18 protein-coding genes and 2 riboswitches are annotated in these 18,784 nt (G+C 70.2%); of the genes, 8 read left to right on the top strand and 10 right to left on the bottom strand.

What is annotated here, in order from left to right; genetic code table 11:
• Window positions 1-66: 66 nt before the first annotated feature.
• From AC4D2C_RS01050 to sfnG, 3 genes are read right to left on the bottom strand one after another with little or no spacing between them, the layout of a single operon-like run.
• Window positions 67-567: a CoA-binding protein gene (locus AC4D2C_RS01050; protein ID WP_490911806.1), complete on the bottom strand. Its 501-nt coding sequence runs from the start codon at window positions 565-567 to the stop codon at window positions 67-69.
• Window positions 564-1,943 carry an O-acetylhomoserine aminocarboxypropyltransferase/cysteine synthase family protein gene (locus AC4D2C_RS01045; protein ID WP_490911805.1) on the bottom strand — a complete coding sequence of 460 codons (1,380 nt, stop codon included), beginning with the start codon at window positions 1,941-1,943 and terminating at the stop codon, window positions 564-566. Before AC4D2C_RS01045 ends, AC4D2C_RS01050 begins: the two co-directional genes overlap by 4 nt.
• Window positions 1,943-3,109: a dimethylsulfone monooxygenase SfnG gene (gene sfnG / locus AC4D2C_RS01040; protein ID WP_490911804.1), complete on the bottom strand. Its 1,167-nt coding sequence runs from the start codon at window positions 3,107-3,109 to the stop codon at window positions 1,943-1,945. Before sfnG ends, AC4D2C_RS01045 begins: the two co-directional genes overlap by 1 nt.
• 5 nt (window positions 3,110-3,114) lie before the next feature.
• A riboswitch (SAM riboswitch) is annotated at window positions 3,115-3,218 on the bottom strand.
• Between the two features lie 106 nt (window positions 3,219-3,324).
• Here sfnG and AC4D2C_RS01035 point away from each other — a divergent pair.
• The 4 genes from AC4D2C_RS01035 (at window position 3,325) to AC4D2C_RS01020 (ending at window position 6,401) form a co-directional block, all read left to right on the top strand.
• On the top strand, window positions 3,325-4,572 hold the full coding sequence (locus AC4D2C_RS01035; RefSeq protein WP_490911803.1) for a glycoside hydrolase family 6 protein: 1,248 nt from the start codon (window positions 3,325-3,327) through the stop codon (window positions 4,570-4,572).
• 63 nt (window positions 4,573-4,635) lie between these two features.
• On the top strand, window positions 4,636-4,878 hold the full coding sequence (locus AC4D2C_RS01030) for a hypothetical protein (RefSeq protein ID WP_490911802.1): 243 nt from the start codon (window positions 4,636-4,638) through the stop codon (window positions 4,876-4,878).
• A gap of 108 nt (window positions 4,879-4,986) precedes the next feature.
• Window positions 4,987-5,167: riboswitch (cyclic di-AMP (ydaO/yuaA leader) on the top strand.
• 5 nt (window positions 5,168-5,172) lie between these two features.
• Entirely contained in the window at window positions 5,173-5,820 is a 648-nt protein-coding gene (locus AC4D2C_RS01025) for a LysM peptidoglycan-binding domain-containing protein (protein ID WP_490911801.1), read from the top strand.
• Between the two features lie 170 nt (window positions 5,821-5,990).
• Window positions 5,991-6,401 (top strand): NlpC/P60 family protein, encoded by a 411-nt coding sequence (locus AC4D2C_RS01020; RefSeq protein ID WP_490911800.1) that lies wholly within the window; start codon window positions 5,991-5,993, stop codon window positions 6,399-6,401.
• 105 nt (window positions 6,402-6,506) lie between these two features.
• Here AC4D2C_RS01020 and acs read toward each other — a convergent pair whose 3' ends face one another.
• The 4 genes from acs to AC4D2C_RS01000 all read right to left on the bottom strand — a co-directional run bounded on the left by acs (window position 6,507) and on the right by AC4D2C_RS01000 (window position 11,269).
• Window positions 6,507-8,408 (bottom strand): acetate--CoA ligase, encoded by a 1,902-nt coding sequence (gene acs / locus AC4D2C_RS01015; protein ID WP_490911799.1) that lies wholly within the window; start codon window positions 8,406-8,408, stop codon window positions 6,507-6,509.
• A gap of 35 nt (window positions 8,409-8,443) precedes the next feature.
• The gene (locus AC4D2C_RS01010; protein WP_490911798.1) at window positions 8,444-9,322 is read right to left on the bottom strand and encodes an ABC transporter permease; all 879 of its coding nucleotides are present in this window, start codon (window positions 9,320-9,322) and stop codon (window positions 8,444-8,446) included.
• Window positions 9,319-10,356 (bottom strand): aliphatic sulfonate ABC transporter substrate-binding protein, encoded by a 1,038-nt coding sequence (locus AC4D2C_RS01005; protein WP_490911797.1) that lies wholly within the window; start codon window positions 10,354-10,356, stop codon window positions 9,319-9,321. Before AC4D2C_RS01005 ends, AC4D2C_RS01010 begins: the two co-directional genes overlap by 4 nt.
• Before the next feature lie 100 nt (window positions 10,357-10,456).
• The gene (locus AC4D2C_RS01000; RefSeq protein ID WP_490911796.1) at window positions 10,457-11,269 is read right to left on the bottom strand and encodes an ABC transporter ATP-binding protein; all 813 of its coding nucleotides are present in this window, start codon (window positions 11,267-11,269) and stop codon (window positions 10,457-10,459) included.
• A gap of 282 nt (window positions 11,270-11,551) precedes the next feature.
• Between AC4D2C_RS01000 and AC4D2C_RS00995 the strand changes: the two genes are divergently transcribed.
• The gene (locus AC4D2C_RS00995; RefSeq protein ID WP_490911795.1) at window positions 11,552-11,968 is read left to right on the top strand and encodes a CoA-binding protein; all 417 of its coding nucleotides are present in this window, start codon (window positions 11,552-11,554) and stop codon (window positions 11,966-11,968) included.
• Window positions 11,969-11,998: 30 nt separating this feature from the next.
• Here AC4D2C_RS00995 and AC4D2C_RS00990 read toward each other — a convergent pair whose 3' ends face one another.
• Window positions 11,999-12,883, bottom strand: coding sequence for a DUF1206 domain-containing protein (locus tag AC4D2C_RS00990; protein WP_490911794.1), 885 nt, complete (start codon window positions 12,881-12,883; stop codon window positions 11,999-12,001).
• A gap of 135 nt (window positions 12,884-13,018) precedes the next feature.
• Between AC4D2C_RS00990 and AC4D2C_RS00985 the strand changes: the two genes are divergently transcribed.
• The 3 genes from AC4D2C_RS00985 to AC4D2C_RS00975 all read left to right on the top strand — a co-directional run bounded on the left by AC4D2C_RS00985 (window position 13,019) and on the right by AC4D2C_RS00975 (window position 15,613).
• Entirely contained in the window at window positions 13,019-13,585 is a 567-nt protein-coding gene (locus tag AC4D2C_RS00985; protein ID WP_490911793.1) for a DUF1990 domain-containing protein, read from the top strand.
• Window positions 13,586-13,747: 162 nt separating this feature from the next.
• Entirely contained in the window at window positions 13,748-14,806 is a 1,059-nt protein-coding gene (locus AC4D2C_RS00980) for a hypothetical protein (protein WP_490911792.1), read from the top strand.
• A 93-nt stretch (window positions 14,807-14,899) separates the two neighbouring features.
• Window positions 14,900-15,613, top strand: coding sequence for a class F sortase (locus AC4D2C_RS00975; protein WP_490911791.1), 714 nt, complete (start codon window positions 14,900-14,902; stop codon window positions 15,611-15,613).
• Window positions 15,614-15,714: 101 nt separating this feature from the next.
• On the opposite strand, the gene purL is transcribed toward AC4D2C_RS00975, so the two are convergent.
• Together purL and purQ are read right to left on the bottom strand one after the other, a co-directional pair.
• A complete protein-coding gene (purL, locus tag AC4D2C_RS00970) occupies window positions 15,715-18,015 on the bottom strand; it encodes a phosphoribosylformylglycinamidine synthase subunit PurL (RefSeq protein WP_490911790.1) in 2,301 nt (766 codons plus the stop codon).
• Window positions 18,016-18,783: a phosphoribosylformylglycinamidine synthase subunit PurQ gene (gene purQ / locus AC4D2C_RS00965; protein WP_490912992.1), complete on the bottom strand. Its 768-nt coding sequence runs from the start codon at window positions 18,781-18,783 to the stop codon at window positions 18,016-18,018.
• Window position 18,784: the final 1 nt, after the last annotated feature.

Here is an 18,784-nt window from a genome sequence, read left to right as displayed (position 1 = left end):
AGTGGGAATGTGTCACCATTCCCACTGATCGGAACCGAGAGCCGGGAGGGAAGGGCAGGCGGCGCCCTATGAGGTGATCTGCCGCTTCGAGGAGATCACGCCGGTGTTGAACCCGGCGAGGTTGAGCCCCCCGTGGAAGCGCGCGTGCTCGATCTTGATGCAGCGGTCCATCACCACGTCCAGGCCCGCGGCCTCCGCGTCCCGCGCGACCTCCTCGTGCCACGAGCCGAGCTGCAGCCACAGCGTCCTCGCGCCGACGTCGAGCGTCTCCGCCAGCACGGAAGGCAGATCGTCGTGCTTGCGGAACACGTCCACGACGTCGGGCACCTCGGGCAGGTCCTTCAGGGACGCGTAGGCCGGCTGACCCAGGATCTCCTTCGCCACGGGGTTCACGAAGTACAGCCGGTAGGGCGAGGAGGACTGCAGGTAGGTCGCCACGAAGTAGGAGGCCCGCGAGGGCTTGTCCGATGCTCCGACGATCGCCACCGACCGCGCGTTCCTCAGCAGGGCCAGGCGTTCCGGAGCCGAGGGCCCCTCCCAGGTACGCGGTGCTGCTGTCCCGCTCATGCTCCCACTCCCACTGCCCGCGTTGCGGATTCGTCGTCGTCGTCCTGTCCGGCTGCCTCCTGCGGGAGGTCCTCGAACGATGCGTCCGGGGCGTTCGCCGCGACGTCGAGCGCCTGGTCGAGGTCCCACAGGATGTCGTCGAGGTCCTCGAGGCCCACCGAGATGCGCACCAGGTCCTCGGGGACGCCGGCCGCGGCGAGCTGCTCGGCCGAGAGCTGCTGGTGCGTCGTCGAGCCGGGGTGGATCACGAGCGTGCGCGCGTCGCCCACGTTCGCCAGGTGCGAGGCGATCTGCAGCGACTCGATGAACTTCTGGCCGGCCTTGCGTCCGCCCTTGACGCCGAAGCTGAACACCGACCCGGGTCCCTGGGGCAGGTAGGTCTTCGCGCGCTCGTGGTGGATGTGCGTGGGGAGTCCCGCGTAGTTCACGTATTCCACGCGGGGATCGGCCTGCAGCCATTCCGCCACGGCCTGCGCGTTCTCGAGGTGCTCGTCGAGGCGCTGGGCCAGGGTCTCCACCCCCTGCAGGAGCTGGAAGGCCGACGACGGCGAGAGCGACGGCCCGATGTCGCGCAGCTGCTCGGTGCGGAGCTTGGTCAGGAACCCGTACTCGCCGAAGTTCGCCCACCACTGGATGTTGCCGTAGGAGGGCACCGGCTCGGTCATCATGGGGAACTTGCCGTTGCCCCAGTCGAACCGTCCGCTCTCCACCATCACGCCGCCGAGGGTGGTGCCGTGCCCGCCGATGAACTTGGTGGCGGAATGGATGACGATGTCGGCGCCGTGCTCGATGGGCCGCACGAGGTAGGGCGTGCTCAGCGTCGAGTCGACGATGAACGGGATCCCGGCGTCGTGCGCGACCTTGGCCAGCCCGGCGAGGTCCGCGATCTCGCCTGAGGGGTTCGCGATGACCTCGGCGTACACGGCCTTGGTGTTCTCGCGGATGGCGGCGGCGTAGTCGGCCGGATCGGTGCCGGGCACGAAGGTGGTCTCGATACCGAAGCGCCTCAGGGTGACGTCGAGCTGCGTGACCGTCCCGCCGTACAGCTGCGACGCGGCGACGATGTGGTCGCCCGCCTGGCACAGCGCCGCGAAGGTGATGAACTCCGCGCTCATGCCCGACGCCGTCGCCACCGCGCCGATACCGCCCTCGAGGGACGCGATGCGCTCCTCGAAGGCCGCGACGGTGGGATTGCCGATGCGCGAGTAGATGTTGCCGTACTTCTGCAGCGCGAAGAGGTTGGCGGCGTCGTTGGTGTCCTTGAACACGAACGACGTCGTCTGGTAGATCGGCACGGCGCGCGCGCCGTGCGTGGCGTCGGGGGTACCGCCGGCGTGCAGGGCACGCGTGCGGAAACCGAAGGAACGTTCTGCCATCAGATACCTGCCTTGGTGGATTCGTGGGTTGCGAGGGTGGCGTCCGGATCGAAATCGACTCCGGCGGAGCGCGCGGCGTCCGCCTCGAGCTGCCGCACGATCGGCAGGATGTCCGTGCCGAAGGCAGCGACTTCCTCCTGGAAGTGCAGGTAGCAGGTCAGGAGGAGATTCACGCCGATCTTCTTGTACTCGACGATGCGCTCGGCGATCTGCTCGGGCGTGCCGATGAGCCGGGTCCTGAAGCCGTCGTTGTACTGGACGAGATCCTCGAACGAGGAGTCGGCCCACATGCCCCTGCCGTCCTTCGTGGCCGCTCCGGCCTCCTGGACGGCGTCGCGGAAGCCCTCGACGGCGGGGCGGTGCGCCTTCGCGACGATCTCGCGCAGCGTGTCCCGGGCCTCCTTCTCGGAGTCTCGGGCGATGACGAACCCGTTGAGCCCGTACCGGGGGTGCCGGCCCGCCTGGGCAGCGGAGGCCCGCACGCCTGCGATGTTCTCCCTGAATCCCTCGAGGTCCTTGCCGTTCGAGAAGTACCAGTCCGCCACCCGGCCCGCGGTGGCCTGCGCCGCCGTCGAATTGCCTCCGAAGAAGATCTCGGGGTGCGGACGCCCGGGCACGTCGACGGGCGCAGGGCTGAGCGTGAAGTCGGTGATGTCGTAGTACTTCCCCGACTGGCTGTACCCCTCCTCGGTCCACAGACCGCGCAGCACGCGGATGAACTCCTCCGTGCGGACGTACCGTTCGTCGTGCTCGAGCCAGTCGAGGCCGAAGTTCACGAACTCGTCCTTGAGCCAGCCGGAGACGATGTTGACGGCGGCACGGCCGTTCGAGATGTGGTCCGCGGTGATGATGAACTTCGCGAGCACGCCCGGGTGCCACATGCCGGGGTGCACCGCGGCGATGACCTTCAGCTTCTCGGTCGCGGCGAGGAGCGCGAGGGAGAACGACGTCGCCTCGTGCTGCTTGTCCGCGCCGTAGGACGCGGCGTAACGGGTCTGCGACAGGGCGTACTCGAAACCGGCGTCCTCCGCGATCCGGGCGAGCTTCCGGTTGTACTCGAAGTCCCAGCCGGTGCGCTGCTCGATGGTCGAGACCACGAGGCCGCCGCTGACGTTCGGCACCCAGTAGGCGAATTTCAGCGGGGTGGAAAGGTCGGCGACGCTCATCATGTCCTCCATCGGTCTGGCAGTAGCACCCTACTGTCGCCACGGATCGCGGAGGCCAGGGTTGCTGCGGCGTCAGTGAGCCAGATCTCTCAGCCGCTCGGGATGGTCAGAACGAGTGTGACACCGTGCACTCGCGGAACCAAACAATGTGTCCCCCGAAGAGCTCGCCCTCGACATGAGGAGCAACGATGCTCAACATCTCCAGAACGTGCGCCATGACCCTTGCACTCGCAGGGGTCCTCGCGTCCACCGCCTTCGCCGCGCTGCCGGCGTCGGCCCACGGGCCCGCGGGAGGATCAGGAGCGGAGTCCTCCGCCACCGAGTTCTACGTCCCGAAGACCGACCACGAGGCACAGCGCCAGATCGCCGGGCTGCGGTCCTCGGGTGACCGCCGGACGGCGGACAGCCTCAGTGCGATGGTCTCCACGCCGCAGGCCGTGTGGGTCACGGACGGCGACCCCACCACGGTGACGCGGGAGGTCCGCGCCACCACGCATCGCGCCGCCGGCAAGAAGCAGATGCCCGTGCTCGCCGCCTACAACCTGCCGTTCCGCGACTGCGCGCAGTACTCGGCCGGCGGGGCGACCGACGTCGCCGGCTACAAAACCTGGATCGACGCCCTCGCGGCAGGTATCGAGGATCGGGCCGCGATGGTGGTGCTCGAGCCGGACGGGCTCGGGATCATCCCCTGGTACCGCGGGCTCGACGGCAACCTCGAGTGGTGCCAGCCGGCGGAGGCCGACGCCGCGACCGCGGCCGCGGAACGCTTCGAGATGCTCGACTACGCGGTGGACCGGCTCAAGGCGCTGCCGAACACGAAGGTCTATCTCGACGGCACGCACAGCGCCTGGCTCGGCACGGGGGAGATCGCCAGCCGCCTCATGAAGGCCGGCGTGCAGAAGGCGGACGGGTTCTTCCTCAACGTCTCCAACTACGAGCTCACCGAGCGGCAGCTGAAGTACGGCTCCTGGGTGTCCCAGTGCATCTACTACGCCACCGAGATCGACCCGGGCGCCTACGGCTCCTGCGCCAGCCAGTTCTACCCGGCCTCACCCTCCGGCTTCTCGACGTGGGGCCTGACGGATGCCTGGTACGCCCAGAACGTGGCGGGTGCCCGCAACGCGCCGACGTCGGAGGACCTGGCGCACTTCGTGGTCGATACCAGCCGCAACGGCCGCGGGCCGTGGGTGCCGACGGCGACCTACCCGGATCCGCAGGTCTGGTGCAATCCTCCGGCTCGCGGACTGGGCCATACGCCCACCACGGACACGGGCAACGACCTCGCTGACGCCTTCCTGTGGATCAAGGTGCCCGGCGAGTCGGACGGCGAGTGCAGCCGCGGCCTGACCACCGACGGCGGAGTCGATCCCGAGTGGGGCCGGGTGGACCCTGCGGCAGGCGGCTGGTTCCCGGAGCAGGCCCTCGACCTGATCAGGAACGCCGGCGCCCCCGCCCGGCGCTGATGCACGAGTGGCGTGCGCGGTCCCAGGACATTGCGCACGCCCCTGCCGCCTAGGCTGGAGGACATGGAGAGCTGGAAGAACGCGCAGCGTGCCCACGAGCGGAGGCTCTGGGGCACGCTGCTCTGGGTCGGCGTAGCGCTGACGGCCGCACTGTCCAGCAGCCTCATCGCTGCGGCGATCAGCGCGGAACCAGGGGCGGCCCCCTGGTTCCATCTCCAGCAGTCCGTCCTGCTCGTCCTCACCGTGGCAGGCACCGCGCTCGCCCTCCGCCGGTGGCGATCGGCCCGCATCGGAGGGGCAGGATAACCGCCGTTACGGGAATGTGACAAAACGTTCGAGCAGTAGCTATGTTCTTCTGGTGCCTCTGCCCATGAGAGGTGCTCCTGGACGGAATGCCGAGCCCTGCCGTCGTCCGGGATACGTTCGCAATCACCACGGCGGGGACGGGGGAACCACAGTTCCAGTGGACGCGCAGTTCTGACTGCGGACGTCCTTGGGGTTAAGTCGCACTGCGCACGCCGACCAGGTGATGCGCGCGACCGGGTGACTCCCATCCGAACCCGACAGCTCACCCCGCAGGCATGGGAGAGGTATACATCCATGTCACGAAACATCTCTTCGGCGCGCCACCGTGCCGATATCGACGGCAATCTCGCGCTGCAGGGCCTGTCCCGCGCCGCCAAGGCCAACGCCACCATGATCGGCCGTCCCGTTGCCATCGTCGCCGTCACGTCGGGCCTCGCGCTCAGCGCCGTCGGCACCGCCAACGCCGGCACCTACTCGGACCAGGGCACGACGACGGCTCCCGCCGCCGTAGCAGCCCCGGCCGCTCCCGCAGCAGTAGCGGCCCCGGCCGCTCCCGCTGTCGCCCCCGCTCCGGCAGCAGCTGCGACCGGTGCGACCCACACGGTCGTCGCAGGGGACACCCTCGGCGCGATCTCCGCCAGCTACGGTGCCGACCTGACTGCGGTCCTCGCGGCCAACGGGCTCTCCCTGGCATCGATCATCTTCCCGGGTGATTCCATCGCTATCCCCGCGGGTGGATCGGCCCCGGCGCAGACGGTCTCCGTCCCTGTCGCCGTCGCTCCTGCCGCTCCCGTGGAGCAGGCAGCGGTCGTCGCCCCGGCGCCGGTCGTGCAGCAGGCAGCAGCCGTCGCCCCGGCGCCGGTCGTGCAGCAGGCAGCAGCCGTAGCTCCGGCTCCGGCCGTGCAGCAGGCAGCAGTCGTCGCCCCGGCGGCGTTCGTGTAGCAGGCAGCAGCCGTCGCCCCGGCGCCGGTCGTGCAGCAGGCAGCAGCCGTAGCTCCGGCTCCGGCCGTCTCGACGGACCCGGGTTCGGGCGTCTACCTGGCCTCGGCCGCCGCCACCCCGGCAGCCGGCGGCGTCGGNAGCAGGCAGCAGTCGTCGCCCCGGCGCCGGTCGTGCAGCAGGCAGCAGCCGTAGCTCCGGCTCCGGCCGTCTCGACGGACCCGGGTTCGGGCGTCTACCTGGCCTCGGCCGCCGCCACCCCGGCAGCCGGCGGCGTCGGTGCGACCCTCCTGGCCTCGGCGCAGGGGCAGCTTGCAGCCGGAGCCGTCTATGACTGCACCGTGCTCGTGGAGAACGCGCTGCGCGCCGCCGGTATCGCCGCGGGCGACCTCGGCCCGTCGCAGTTCTTCCAGTTCGGCTCGACCGTGGCGACCCCCGCCCCCGGCGACATCGTCATCACCGGTGGCCACGTGGCCATCTACGCCGGTGGCGGCCAGGTCATCAGCAGCGGCATGAACGGTTCGAACCTGACCATGCAGCACCCTCTCTCGGACCTCCCGGGAGCATCCTTCGTCCGGGTGTAACACCTAGGCGGACCACACACGGGAAGCGGCAGGTGCTTGGACGGGGCACCTGCCGCTTCCTTGCGTTAATAACGGGTGCCGGCGGGCCTGACGGGCACGGACCCGTCAGGCCCGCGCGGCCAGCACGTCCTGGATCCCGGGGATGCACCCCTCGTTCTGCAGCGACGTCGTATCCCCGAGCGGCGCGCCCTCGTAGAGCTGCGTGAGCAGGCGCCGCATGATCTTCCCGGACCGCGTCTTCGGGACATCGGGCACGACGACGACGGCCGAGGGCCGCGCGATCGGGCCGATGGCCTCCGCCACGTGGGCGCGCAGTACAGCGACGACGTCGGCCTCCGGGTCCGCACCCGCCGCGAGCACCACGAAGGCCGCGATGGCGTGGCCGGTCAGCGGATCCGGTACGGGGCAGGCACCCGCCTCGGTGACGAGCGGATGGGCCACCAGCGCGGACTCGATCTCGATGGTGGACAGGCGGTGCCCCGAGACGTTGATGACGTCGTCCACCCGGCCCAGGATCCAGGTGTCGCCGTCGTCGTCGTACCGGGCGCCGTCGCCCGCGAGGAACCAGCCCTGCCGCGCGAACATCCGCCAGTAGGCGTCCAGGTAGCGCTGCGGGTTCCCCCACACCGTCCTGGCCATGGCGGGACCGTGCCGGTCGACAACGATCAGCCCCTGCTCGCCGGGCGGGACGGTCCGGCCGTCCTCGTCGACGATGCGCGTGCTCACCCCGGGCAGGGCGCGTGCCGCGCAGCCGGGCTTGAAGTCGGTGTCGGTGGGGCTGGGGGAGAGCACCGTGGCGCCCGTTTCCGACTGCCACCAGGTGTCGACGACGGGCACCTCGTCGCGGCCGAGGTGCCTCCGGAACCAGCGCCATGCCTCGGGGTTGACGGCTTCGCCCACCGTGCCGAGCACGCGGATGCTCGAGAGGTCGTAGCCGCGCGGGACCCCGTCAGGGAACCAGCCCATGAGCGAGCGGACCAGGGTGGGCGCGGTGTAGTAGCTCGTGACACCGTAGCGTTCGATGATCTCGAAGTGCCGGCCGGGGTGCGGCGTGTTCGGGGTGCCCTCGAAGATGACCTGCGTGGCGCCGTTGGAGAGCGGCCCGTACAGCTCGTAGGTGTGCGCGGTGACCCAGGCCAGGTCGGCGGTGCACCAGTGCACGTCATCGTCCCGCTGTGCTGCATCAGGGTTGCTGAAGAGGTGCTCGAAACTCGACGACGCCTGCGTCAGATACCCGCCCGAGGTGTGCACGAGGCCCTTCGGCTTCCCGGTGGTTCCCGAGGTGTACATGATGAACAGCGGCGCCTCGGCGTCGAAGGCCTGCGGCGTGTGGCGCGGTGAGGCCGGGTCGACGACGTCGTGCCACCACACGTCGCGGCCCCCGGTCCACGCGACGGCCGAGCCCGTCCGGCGGACCACGAGGACGTGCTCGATGCTGTCCACACCCTCGACGGCGGCGTCCGCGTTGTCCTTGACCGGGACGGCGGTGCCCCGGCGGTACTGGCCATCGGTGGTGACGAGCAGTTTGGCCGCGGTGTCCTCGACGCGGAAGCGGAGCGCCTCGGCCGAGAACCCGCCGAACACGAGGGAGTGCACGGCCCCGATCCGGGCGCAGGCGAGCGTGATGACCACCGTCTCGACGAGCACGGGCAGGTAGACGACCACGCGGTCACCCGCCTCGATGCCGAGCTCGAGGAGTGCGTTGGCGGCGCGGGACACCTCGTCCTGCAGCTCGGCGTAGGTCACGCTGCGGCGGTCACCCGGTTCGCCCTCGAAGTGCAGGGCCACCCGGTCGCCGTTGCCGGCCCGGACGTGCCGGTCCACGCAGTTCGCGGCGACGTTGAGCGTACCGCCGGCGAACCACTCGATGACGGGCACGGTGAGTGTCCCGTCCTCCTGGGGGACGGCCTTCCTGAACGTGTGCAGGGTGTGCCACGGGGTGTCCCACTCGAGCCGCTGTGCCTGCTCCGCCCAGAACGCGAGGCGGTCGGCCTCGTCCTGCGCCATCGCCGGCCGGTCTGCCGCCGTCGTGCCCGTCGCACTCACGCCCACCGGCGCACCGCCCAGCGCTCGGCGACGCCGAGGAGTGCGTCCGTGGTCTTGCCGATCACGGCCAGCAGGATGATCGCCAGGATGATGCGGTCCACGCGGCCCGTCTGCTGGGAGTCCGTGAGGAGGAAGCCGAGGCCCATCGACGAGGCGATGAGTTCCGCGGCGACGAGGAACAGCCAGGACTGCGCGAGGGCCAGGCGGAGGCCGGAGAACAGGGCGGGCACCACGGCGGGCAGCTGCACCGTGGTCAGCAGCCGGACGCCGTTCAGGCCGAAGGCCCGCGCCGCCTCGACGAGGTTGCGGTCCACGTGCCGCAGCCCGAGGTAGAGCGTGGTGAACACGGGGAAGAACGCACCGATGCTGATCAGGGTGACCTTGGAGTCCTCGTTGATCCCGATCCAGAGGACCAGCAGGGGGACCCACGCCAGGGACGGCACGGCCCGCAGAGCGCCGACGGTCGGGGTGAGCAGGACGTCCGCGATGCGGGAGAGGCCCAGCAGCGCGCCCGCCAGCACGCCGAGCACGGAGCCGATGAGGAACCCGAGGACCACACGCTGGGTGGAGATCAGGATGTGGTTGGCCAGCTGCCCGCGCTCGATCAGGTCGACGGCCGCCGCGAGCACCGACGCCGGCGACGGGAGCTGCGAGGGTCGGAAGAACCCCGAGGCGGTGCTCAGGTGCCAGGCGAGCAGGATCAGTGCAGGGACGATGAGCCCGAGCAACACGATGACCACACGCCGACCGGCCGTGCCGGTCCTGCCCGGAGTCCTGCCGCCTCCGTCCGAGCCGGTGAGCGGAGACCCGGTGGACGCGAGGCCCTCCTTGCTGATGGGAACGGCACTGCGTCCCGTCAGATGCTCAGCACTCATGAGTCGGAGCCGATGGACGCCGGGTCGGCCTTCTCGACGAGCGAGGCATCGAACAGGGTGTCCAGTGCCTCGTCGATCTGCTCCTGGCTCTGCACGTCACCGGTCTCGACGAACACGGGACCGATCTTCTCGAGCACGCTACGCTGCGCATCGCCCGGAGCGGGATCGACGTCGAGGTTCGTGCGGTCGATGATGACCGAGCTGGCGACGGCCGGGTCGATCGCGGCGACCTCCGCGAGGATCGCGGCGGTCTCCTCAGGGTTCTCCTTGGCCCACTCCCGGGCCTTCTCATAGGCGCTCACCACGGTCTGTGCGACATCGGGCTTCTCGGCCAGGAAGTCCTCCGTGGCGTTGAGGAAGCCGTAGGTGTTGAAGTCGATGTCACGGAAGAACAGCTGCGCCCCGTCCTGTTCGGCCGCCGCCATGATCGGATCGAGGCCCGACCACGCATCGACGGCGCCGCTCGCGAGGGCCGCACGCCCGTCGGCGTGCTGGAGGTTCTCGATGGTGACCTCCGACTGGTCCACACCTGCGGATTCCAGGGCCTGCAGCAGGAAGAAGTACGGGTCCGTACCGCGGGTCGCCGCGATGGACTTGCCCCGCAGGTCCTCCACGCTGGTGATGCCCGAGTCGGGAAGCGTCACCAGTGCAGCCCACTCCGGCTGCGAGTAGATGTCGACGGCCTTGATGGGGGAGCCGTTCGAGCGCGCGAGGAGGGCCGCGGAGCCGGCCGTCGAGCCCACGTCGATCGCGCCGGCCCGGAGCGCCTCGTTGGCCTTGTTGGAACCGGCTGACTGTACCCAGTTGACCGTGATGTCCTGCGCTGCGAGTTCGTCCTCCAGCCAGCCCTGCTCCTTGATGATGAGGCTGAGGGGGTTGTAGGTGGCGAAGTCGATGTTCAGGGTTCCGCCCTGTGTGCCACCCTCGGCTACGGCCTGCGTGTCGGCGGCGTTCTCGCCGGCCATGCACCCGCTGAGGCTGAGCGAGAGGGCGGTGGCGAGGGCGAGATTCGGCAGGAGAGCGCGGCGGTTCATGGTGGTCCTTTGCTGGATGGAGCGGCAGGGGAGAGACAGGGAGAGACAGGGTGGCGCCGGCCGTCGGACGACGGCCGCACCGGGTGGGCGGGAAGCCGGGCTAGTGCCCGGTGACGCCCAGCATGGAGAGCAGCGAGCTCCGGAGGGACCCGAGGTCCGCGGAGTTGCGGTCGCGCGGGCGGCTCCCGGGAACGGCGACGAGCTCGGCGACGCTGGAGCCCGCCGCATCGTCGTCGCCGCGTCCGAGGACGAGGATGCGGTCGGCGAGCTGGAGGGCCTCGTCGACGTCGTGGGTGACGAGCAGCACCGTGGTGGGCTGGGCGCGGTGGATGTCGAGGAGGAGGTCCTGCATCTTGATGCGCGTGAGGGCATCGAGGGCGCCGAAGGGTTCGTCCAGGAGGAGCACACCGGGATTGCGTGCCAGCGCACGCGCCAGCGAGGTGCGCTGGGCCATGCCCCCGGAGACCTCGCGGGGACGATGCTTGGCGAAGGTGTCGAGGCCCACGAGCTTCAGCAGCTCGAGGACCTTCGCCTTGCCCGCGCTTGCGCTGGAGGACTTCGGCAGCCCGATCGCCACGTTCGCCTGCAGCGTGTGCCACGGGAGCAGCCGGGGTTCCTGGAAGGCCACGGCACAACGCTCGTCGATCCCCGTGACGGGGGTCCCGTCGATGAGGACCTCACCGCGGTCGGGGACGTCGAGTCCCGCGGCGGCGCGCAGGAGCGTCGACTTCCCGCACCCGCTCGTGCCGAGAATGGCCAGGATCTCGCCCGGCTTAACCTCCACGGTGACATCCCGCAGCACCGTGCGGCGATCTGCGGGCGAACCGAAGCTGCGGCCGAGGCCGGCGAAGCGGACGCCGAGGGCCTGCTTGGTCGAGGTATGGGTGCTGCCGGGTGCCAGAACTGCGGTCATGGTGTCTCCATCGGTCCTGGCGGTAGCACCCTACGGACCGAGCCTTCACCACCGCTGCGCGGTGGTGCCCGTGGCTCGGACCTCGTTATCGCCCGATGTCAGGGGACGTCGGACGACCAGGGTTGCTGCGGCTTCACTGATCCAGGTCTCTCGGCCGCTCGGGATGGTCACTCCCATGAAACGCCCGCGGCGGATCAGGAGCAAAATAGGGCGTGTAACAAAGGCTGTAACAAAACGCGGCGGCGGACGCCGCGGGGGACCGCACGAGGAGCAGGAGGCGCCGTGGCGCACGTGAACGATCCGCAGGTGATCAAGAGGCTCCTGACCGAGCCCGGCCGGTGGGCGGTGGTGGGGTTGTCGAACAATCCGCGCCGGGCCGCCGTCGGCGTCTCACGCTTCCTCATGGACCGTCTCGGCATGCAGGTGGTCCCGGTGAGTCTCAAGGGCGACGACGTCCACGGGCAGAAGGGCTACACCCGCCTCGCGGACGTCCCCGGGACCATCGACGTCGTCGACTGCTTCGTGAACTCGACGCGCGTGGGCGCCGTGGTGGACCAGGCCATCGCCGTGGGTGCGCGGGCCGTGTGGCTGCAGCTGGGCGTCATCGACGAGGACGCCGCCCGCCGCGCCGCGAAGGCGGGGCTCGACGTCGTCATGGACACCTGCCCCGTCATGGAGGCACCGGCCCTCGGCCTGTAGGAGCCCGTCGCGGCCTGTAGTGCGGGGTGCCTACAGGCGCTGGTACTTCGACCGGATCGCCATGAACACGCCGTAGGCCATCAGGCCGAGCGCTACGGCCCCGAGGAGCCAGATACCGAAGGGCTGGTCCCGCAGAGTCTTCAGGGCGCCGTCGAGCCCCGTGGACTGCTCGGGGCTGTTCGTGATGGTGGCGACGACCACGAGCACTCCGAGGACGCCCAGCGCGAACCCCTTGGCGATGTAGCCCACGGCCCCGAGGACCACCACGGCCTTTCCGGGTCCGCCCGCCGGAAGGCTCGCGAGCTCCCGGCGGAACCGGCGGGTGGTGCCGCTGTAGACGAAGTAGCCGCCCACCACGAGGATGCCCACACCGATCGCGAGCAGGAGGGCAGCGCCTGCGGGGTTGGACATCAGGGTTGCGCTCATCGACCGCGAACTGCTGCTGCTGCTGCTCGAGCCGCCCAGCGCGTACTGACCGAACGCCGCGCCGATCACCCCGTACGCCGCCGCCTGGCCACCGCTCTTCAGGCGGGCCTTCAGCCTGTCCCTGCCGCTCCGCCCCCTTGCACCGAAGAAGATCTCGCTGAGCTGGAAGAGGGCGAGCGCCACGCAGCCGATGAAGCAGAACCACAGGAGCGCCGTCCCGCCCGGGTTTCCCGCGAGTTGCCCGATGGCGCCGCTCTGGTCAGCGCTCCCGGATCCGCCGCGCGCGAGCCCGAGCGCGATGAGCCCGATCATGAAGTGCAGGACGCCGGCGGCCACGTAGCCGGCGCGGGCGGCCAGCTCGAAGCCCTTCGAGTTCACGGCCTCCTCGGCGGCATCCGTCGCTTTCTCGCCCGCATCCCTGTGGCCGCTGTTCGTCCTGCCGTGCCTGTCGTGCTTGTTCTGCTTGTTCGACGCCATCCCTGATGCCATGGTGGTCCGCCTTCCTCGCGGGTCCGGGCCTTCATCCTGCCACTGCTTCCCGTGGTCCGCGCCCTTTCGGGCTAGGTTTGTTCGCAGAACCGGGCGGCGACTTCCCGGAGCCGCAGCTGCAGGGAAGAGGCACGCATGGACCAGTTCACGTACGACGAGCGCGGCGCCACCGACCGGCCCTTCCCCGAGCAGTTCGACGGCGGCTGGCCCTCCGGCTACACCGTGATGGTGGAGTCCCACGAGATCCCGGCCGATGACCCCTCCGCGGCGTTCGTCGCCCTGGCCGAGGGCATCCTGACGTGGGACCTGCACCGGCGTGCCGGGCTGACCATGCAGCCCGATGCCGAGCGTGCCGCCCCCGGCGTCCGCGTCGTGTCCGGATTCGGAGTCGGGCCCGCACGGATCAAGGCGCCCTGCCGCGTGATCTGGTCGCGGGTGCCACAGCTCGACGGCGCCGGCCGAGCCGTTCCCGGCCAGCGCGGGGGGTTCGGCTACGGTACGCTGCCCGGGCATCCGGTGAAGGGGGAGGAGGGCTTCTATGCCGAACTGAACGCCGACAACCGCCTGTTCTTCGTCTGCTCCGCCTACAGCGTGCCGGCCACACCCGTCTTCAGGCTCGCCTCGCCCGTGACCAGGCTGACTCAGCGGTACGTGCTGTCCCGGTACGTGAAGGCCGCGCGTGAGCTGGCGCTCGGGGCATAGCACCTCCGGCCCCGGGGTCGCCGTGATGCCAAACCGTTATGCAACGGAAGCGGGACTTTTCGTTGCCCGAGTCACGTAATCGCTCTAGGTTGAGGAGTACAGCGGTCGCCCAGCCCGTTCCCAGGATTATCGGGATCGGGTGGATGCGGCGATCAGCGGATCATGGATAGTGTGCGCGGCGCCCTCCTCACGGAGGACGCCGCTTGCGTGTGGGGCCGCAAGCTGCGCCGTCGGGGATGGCCCGGGGGATACTACGTGTTTCAGGAGACGCGCATCATGATCGTTGCTAAAAAGTGGGTTGCTGCCGGATCGACGGCCACCCTTCTCGCCGGTGGACTGTTCCTCGGCGCTCCCATGGCCTCCGCCGCACCCGGCGACGCCGCCTGCCTGCAGGCATCCACCCAGTTCAACGCGGCGCTCGGTGCTGCCGGTGTCGACGTCACCTTCGTCAACCAGTTCGAGCTGGCGACGGCCGCCGTCGTCACGGCCGCCCAGAACCTCGAACTGGCTACGCAGGCCGCGCTGACCTCGCAGGCAGCGCTCGACGCCGAAGCCCTGCTGGTACAGGCCGAGACGGACTACACGGCCGCCGTGGCAGTCGTGGTGACGGAGCAGGGCCAGTACGACAGCGCCCTCGCGGCCGCCACTGCTACTGACCAGCAGGGCGACGCAAACCCGTTGAATGACGACGCGGTCGTCGCGGCGCAGGGAGAGCTGACGCTGGCCCTGGCCGCTCAGGCGACGGCACTGAACAACGCGGAGCTCGCCGCAGTCGCCTACGAGACTGCGATCAACACGCCCGACATCCAGGCGGCAACCACCGCCCTGGAGGCCACCGGCGCCCAGGCCGACGCCCTCCTCGCGCAGCTCAGCGGGAACGAAGCCCTCGCGGCCGAGCTCCTCGAGCTGTTCAAGGGCTTCCTCGCGGCCTGCGACGCCAGCGCCATCGGCGTCGACCCCGTCGTCCCCGCGGTCGTCACCCCTGTCGGCCAGGCACCCGTCGCCCCGGTCACCGGTGTCACCGCCCCGACCGGCACCACCGCCCCGACCGGCACCACCGCCCCGACCGGCACCAACAAGGGCCTGAACGTGCAGACCGCCGTCGTGACCGAGGACAACAGCGCAGCTGTCGCCCTCCTCGCGGCACTGCTGGCAGTCGGCGTCGCGGTTCCCGTGGCGACCGCAGCCCGCATGCGCCGCCTCGAGCGCGTACAGCGCTAGCACCCCGGCCGTTCCGCTGCGGGGCTGCGATCCACGGATCGCAGCCCCGTGCGGGGCGGCCCTCTTCTCCTCGACCCCAGGACGGCGCAGCACATGGACCACCACCGGATGCCGGACCTCTCCGCCGCGCAGGAGCCGGCGCCTGCACAGGCGCCGGGCCGGAAGCGCGGCGGCAGGCGCTGGCTGGCGCTCCCGCTCGTGGCAGCCGCGGGCCTCGCACTCGCCGTCTCGGTGCTGCCCCCGGACTCCACCGGAGCGCCCTCCGCAGCGCCGTCGTCGTCCATCTCCGCCGCGGCGACACCGTCGCCCGCTCCTACGGCGCCGTCCGCCGGCCCGGTGGCGCCCGCGAAGGATCCCGGCCCGGCCGCCGCACGGCCCACCGGCTTCTCCTTCCCCGCCGCCGGGATCGACATGACCGTGCTACCGCTGACCCCCAGCGACGCGGATCTCGCCTCACAGACCCTGGTGCCGCCGCTCACGATCGACGCCTACTGGCTCACGTCCTACGGTGTGCCCGGTAAGGGCTCGAACAACACCACCTATATCGCCGGCCACAGCTGGGACGGCAAGGAGGCCCCCTTCAACCGGTTGAGCGACGAGTCCCTCCTGGGCAGCGAGTTCACCCTCACGACCGAGACCGGGGACCTCACCTACGTCGTCGACTCCGTGACCACGCACGACAAGGACACGCTGAAGGACAGCGAGATCTGGAACATCGTGCCGAACCGCGTGGTGCTCATCAGCTGCTACACCGAGGACCCCTGGGGGAAGAACGTGGTCGTCACCGCGATGCCCAAGGTCACCTGACGCGCTGGATCGCGACCCCGGGTCGCCGCAGCACCTGCTGACCGAGGCCGGCATGGGCTACCGGTTCGTGCCGGGGTGAGCGTCGTCAGGAGGCCATGGCGTCAGGCGAAGTGCTTCGGCAGGGTCCCCTCGTGCGCCTCGCGGAGCCGGTCCAGCGGCAGGTTGAAGTAGCCCTGCACGTCGAGCGCCCGGTTCTCCGTGTCCACCACGCCGATGCGCATGGTCGGGAAGTTCCGGGCCGTGCACATGTCGTTGAAGCGGACCTCCTCCGAGCGGGGGACGCTGACGACGGCGCGGGCCTGGCTCTCGCTGAACAGTGCGGTGAACGCATCGATGCCGTCACGCTCGCACACCTCGTCGAGGCCGATGCGCGCACCGACGCCGAAGCGAAGCGCCATCTCGCTCAGGCCGGCGGCGAGCCCACCCTCGGAGAGGTCGTGGGCGGCGTCGATCATGCCGTCGCGCGAGCAGTTCACGAGGATCGCGGCGAGCGTCTTCTCGGCGGCGAGGTCCAGTGCCGGAGGCTGCCCGCCGAGGTGGCCGCGCAGGTTGGCCCACTCCGAGCCGTCCAGCTCGTCCGCCGTCGTCCCCAGCAGGTAGACGGCCTGGCCGTCCTCGCGCCAGCCCGACGGCGTGCGGCGCGCGACGTCGTCGAACACGCCGAGCACGCCGACCACGGGGGTCGGGTGGATGGCGACGCCGCCGGTCTGGTTGTAGAGCGAGACGTTGCCGCCGGTCACCGGCACCCCGAGTTCCTGGCAGGCGTCCGCGAGCCCGCGGACGGTCTCGGCGAACTGCCACATGACCTCCGGGTCCTCGGGGGAACCGAAGTTCAGGCAGTCGGTGACGGCGAGCGGAACGGCACCCGCGGTCGCCACGTTGCGGTACGCCTCGGCGAGAGCCAGGCGCGCGCCTTCGTACGGGTTCAGGTACGAGTACCGCCCGTTGGCGTCCGTGGAGATCGCGACGCCGAGGCCGGTCTCCTCGTCGACGCGGACCACGCCGGCGTCGTCGGGCATCGCGAGCGCGGTGTTGCCCTGGACGTAGCGGTCGTACTGGTCGGTCACCCAGTCCTTCGCGCACATGTTCGGCGAGGCCATGAGCTCGAGGACGGCCTCGCGCAGGTCGGCAGGCCGCCCGGAACCCGCAGGCGAGGCGGTGAAGGCATCCGCCTGGACGCCGTCGAGCCACTCGGGGCGGTGATAGGGGCGTTCGTAGACGGGCCCCTCGTGTGCGACGGTGCGGGGGTCGACGTCGACGATCTTCTCGCCGTCCCACTCGATGATGAGGCGGCCGGTGTCGGTGACCTCGCCGAGCCAGGAGTACTCCACGGCCCACTTGTCCATGATCGCCTCGAACGCGGCCACGTTCTCGGGCGTCACCACGGCCATCATGCGTTCCTGCGACTCCGACATGAGGATCTCGCCGGGGGTGAGCGACGGATCGCGGAGCAGCACGTTGGTGAGCTCCACGTGCATGCCGCCGTCGCCGTTCGAGGCCAGCTCCGAGGTCGCACAGGAGATGCCCGCCGCGCCGAGGTCCTGGATGCCCTCGACCACGGAGGCCTTGAACAGCTCGAGGCAGCACTCGATGAGCACCTTCTCCGCGAACGGGTCGCCCACCTGCACCGCGGGGCGCTTCGAGGGCTTCGAGGAGTCGAAGGACTCCGACGCGAGCACCGAGGCGCCGCCGATGCCGTCCCCGCCGGTACGGGCACCGAAGAGGACCACCTTGTTGCCGGCACCGGAGGCGTTGGCGAGGCGGATGTCCTCGTGCCGCAGCACGCCGACGGCGAGGGCGTTGACCAGCGGGTTGCCCTGGTACACGGAGTCGAAGACCACCTCGCCGCCGATGTTCGGCAGGCCGAGGGAGTTGCCGTAGCCGCCGATGCCGGCGACGATCCCGTGCACGAGGCGTGCGGTGTCGGGGTGGTCGATCGCCCCGAAGCGCAGCGGATCCATGACCGCGACGGGGCGCGCACCCATCGAGATGATGTCGCGGACGATCCCGCCGACGCCGGTCGCGGCGCCCTGGTAGGGCTCCACGAAGGACGGGTGGTTGTGGCTCTCCACCTTGAAGGTCACGGCCCAGCCGTCACCGATGTCGACGACGCCGGCGTTCTCGCCGATGCCCACGAGCAGGTGCTCCTTCATGGCGTCGGTGACCTTCTCGCCGAACTGGCGCAGGTGCACCTTGGAGGACTTGTAGGAGCAGTGCTCGCTCCACATCACCGAGTACATGGCGAGTTCGGCGCCGGTGGGGCGGCGGCCGAGGATCTCCTCGACGCGCCTGTACTCGTTCTCCTTGAGGCCGAGCTCGGCCCAGGGGAGCGACTGCCCCGGGGTGGTCTCCGCGTTCGCGACCGTGTCGATGTTGAACTTCCGCGTGGTCTCCGCAGTCATTTAGCCCACCAGTTTCTTGAGTACCGAGGTGAAGATGCCGAGCCCGTCGGTGCCGCCGCGCACGTCCACGGCGCCGCGCGCCGAGGAGTCGGGGCCGAAGCCCGCCTCGACGGCGTGCTCGGGGTGCGGCATGAGACCGACGACGTTGCCGGCGGCGTTCGAGATGCCGGCGATGTCGCGGCGCGAGCCGTTGGGGTTGCCGTCGACGTAGCGGAAGACGACGCGGCCCTCGCCCTCGAGCTCGTCGAGGGTGCGGTTGTCGGCGACGAACTGCCCGTCCTGGTTCTTGAGCGGGATGACGAGTTCCTCGCCCTGCGCGAACTCCGAGGTCCACATCGTGTCGGCGTTCTCGACGCGCAGGCGCTGATCGCGGCAGAGGAAGTGCAGGGAGTTGTTCTTGATCATCGACCCGGGCAGCAGGTGCGCCTCGGTGAGGACCTGGAACCCGTTGCAGATGCCCAACACGGGGAGGGCGTCCGTGCCGCCGGAGGCCGCTGCCGTGATCTGCTCCATGAGCGGCGCGAAGCGGGAGATCGCGCCGGCGCGCAGGTAGTCACCGTACGAGAAGCCGCCGGGGATGATGACGGCGTCGACGCCCCGCAGGTCGTGGTCGCCGTGCCAGAGCTGGACGGCGCTGCCGCCCGCGAGCCGCACGGCACGGGCCGCGTCGCGGTCGTCCAGGGTGCCGGGGAACGTGACGACGCCGACGGTGACACCGTCGAGCGGGCTGTTCCCGCTGTCGGCAGCGAGCGGCTGGGGTCCACCGATC

This window comes from Arthrobacter sp. TJ-240, assembly GCF_058269195.1.
The sequence above is the reverse complement of the archived record's forward strand: the minus strand, read 5'-3'. Positions and strand labels throughout refer to the sequence as shown.